Source organism: Lancefieldella parvula (assembly GCF_963530955.1).
Lineage (GTDB): Bacteria > Actinomycetota > Coriobacteriia > Coriobacteriales > Atopobiaceae > Lancefieldella > Lancefieldella parvula_A.
Genome location: NZ_CAUSFQ010000133.1, coordinates 1 through 2,540 on the forward strand (window position 1 = coordinate 1; position 2,540 = coordinate 2,540).

A 2,540-nucleotide genomic window follows, 5' to 3' on the forward strand; every position below is an offset into this window, starting at 1 on the left:
TACGTCTTTTTAACAGATTATCCGACTTAGGTGTGTTTTGAACTGCCTCCTATTTCTCGTGTCCAAGAAATGGGAGGCAGTTCACTGCGGGCTGGATGGGTTTCTCGCCTTGGATTTGATACAGAAAAAGACGTGAGAGTTTGCCTCTCACGTCTTTCTTGTTAGCTTGATTTTCGTGCACGTAAAACTTATTTGAGCAGCTTAATTACTCGCTGAACTCGAGGAATGCGCAGTATCCGCGATAGGCCTCAAAGATGTCGGCCTTGTTTGCAATCTCCCAAGGTGCGTGCATGGAAAGAACAGGAACACCGCAGTCGATGACGTGCATGCCATATTTAGCCAACATATATGCGATAGTTCCGCCGCCACCAGCGTCAACGCGGCCAAGCTCAGCGGTCTGGAACTGAACGCCGGCGTTGTCCATAATGCGACGAATCAGTGCTACGTACTCGGCATCAGCGTCGTTGGAGCCAAACTTGCCGCCACTACCAGTGAACTTGTTGAATGCAAGGCCGTGACCCATGATGGCAGAGTTCTTAATTTCAAAGCTACCCGTAAAGCTAGGATCATAACCAGCAGAAACATCACTGGAGAGCATGTAGGAGTTGGCCATGCAGCGACGCAGGGAAAGTGGAGACTCAAAACCGGCAAGTGCCAGGACCTCTGCCATGATGTTCTCAAAGAAGAGGGAGTTCATGCCAGTAGCGCCAACGGAGCCAATCTCTTCCTTGTCGGTCAGAATGGTAACGGAGGTACGTGCAGGAGTGTCGCACTCAAGCTGCGCAATCAGGGAAGGGTAGGAGCAGCTGCGGTCGTCGTGACCGTAGCCCAAGATCATGGAGCGGTCAAAGCCCATGTCACGAGCAGGACCTGCAGGAACAATCTCAAGCTCAGCGGAGAGAAGGTCTGCTTCCTCAATGCCGTAGAGGTCCTTCAGGATGTTGATGACGTTAGCCTTAACAGCTTCCTTTGGCTCATCACCCTCTGCATCAGTGGGTTTCTCGCCATTCTGGCCCCAAACAAGTGGACGATTGCCAACAATGAGGTCAAGCATCTCACCCTCGATGACCTTGGAAGCAGTCTTTCCAAGCTGCTCAGCGCTCAAGTGGATGAGAAGGTCGGAGATGCAGAAAACAGGGTCAGTTGGATCCTCGCCAACGCATACGTTTACGACGCTACCGTCTTTAAGTGCAAGAACGCCATGAATTGCCAGAGGAATAGTGACCCACTGGTATTTTTTGACGCCGCCGTAGTAGTGGGTGTCAAGGGTAGCAAGCTCATTGCGCTCCTCGAGAGGATTCTGCTTGACGTCCAGGCGAGGGGAGTCGATGTGAGCACCAAGAATGTTTAGACCCTCTTCCAGGGATTTGGTACCAATCTGGACAAAGATGACGGACTTGCCGCGAATGTCTGCGTAGACTTTGTCGCCAGCCTTGAGGTTTTTACCTGCTGTGATGGCGTCTGAAAGCTTAACGTAACCTGCTGCTTCGGCAAGTTTGATAGCGCTTGCGGCGCACTCGCGCTCAGTCTTGTTTTCGGAGATAAACTTTCTGTAGCCCTCGGTGAACGACTGGAGTTTGTCCAGGTCCTCCGAGGTGTACTTTTTCCATGCGTTTGTGGTTTCCATACCCATCCTTTCTGCAGCAAGCTCAGTTGAACTGCTGTTTGTTGTTGCTGTTAGGTGTGCCGCCCGTGATGAGACCGCGACTTAGTTGCCTCCGTTGGAGCTGTTTGAGCCAGAACCACTGGATCCGCTGCCAGAACTATTGCCGGAACCGGAGTTCTGATTGGAACCAGAATTGCTGTTTGAGCTGCCCGTTCCGGAGTTGTTGCTGGAAGAATTACTCTCAGACGAGCTGCTTGAGCTGCTCGAGTCGCTGGTCTTTTCCGAACTAGACGAGCTGTCGGAGCTGGTGGTCTCTGATTTTTTGGAGTCAGTGCTCTCCGAAGAGGAATCCTTGGAATCAGTGGACTTGCTTGACTCGTCGGTCTTCTCGCTAGAAGAGCTGGAATCGTCTTTCTTATCCGTCGAATTGCTGGTATTCGTAGTTTTTTCCGTCACAACTGGGGTTGTGCTGACCTTAGGTCCCAAGCCAGATCCGTCGGTGATATAGCTGAGGAACATTGCATAAAGAATGACGGCAGAAATGGTAAAGATAATTGAAATAATGGTCACGATAGTCAGCGCTCTTACGCGCTTGCGAGACAGTGTTGGCGTGCGATATTGTTGAGCTGCATTTGCGTAGCGCTGTTGGGCGGGTGCGTACTGTGGCATCTGCTGGGTAACGTCAACAGGACTTTGATCCACATAGGGATGCGCTGGGAGAGTAGAATCAGCGTCTGCGTAAGAGCTATCTACCTGCTCATTCTCGGAGTTGCGAAAAGAATGCGTGGAGCGTCTAATTACGTTCTGGTAAATCTGCGAGGCAAGTGCCGAAGCTGCTGCACCAACGGCTACGCCAATAATTGAACCAGCGATACCAATTTGATTTGATAGCACAAATGCGGTTACCGCAGCTAGAGAAGTTGCTCAGATTTGC

2 protein-coding genes are annotated in these 2,540 nt (G+C 51.1%); both read right to left on the minus strand.

Annotated features, from left to right (window positions below):
• Nucleotides 1–205: 205 nt before the first annotated feature.
• The gene (locus tag RWJ43_RS06680) at nucleotides 206–1,627 is read right to left on the minus strand and encodes an aminopeptidase (RefSeq protein ID WP_314009164.1); all 1,422 of its coding nucleotides are present in this window, start codon (nucleotides 1,625–1,627) and stop codon (nucleotides 206–208) included.
• Nucleotides 1,628–1,708: 81 nt separating this feature from the next.
• A complete protein-coding gene (locus RWJ43_RS06685) occupies nucleotides 1,709–2,500 on the minus strand; it encodes a hypothetical protein (protein WP_314009166.1) in 792 nt (263 codons plus the stop codon).
• Nucleotides 2,501–2,540: the final 40 nt, after the last annotated feature.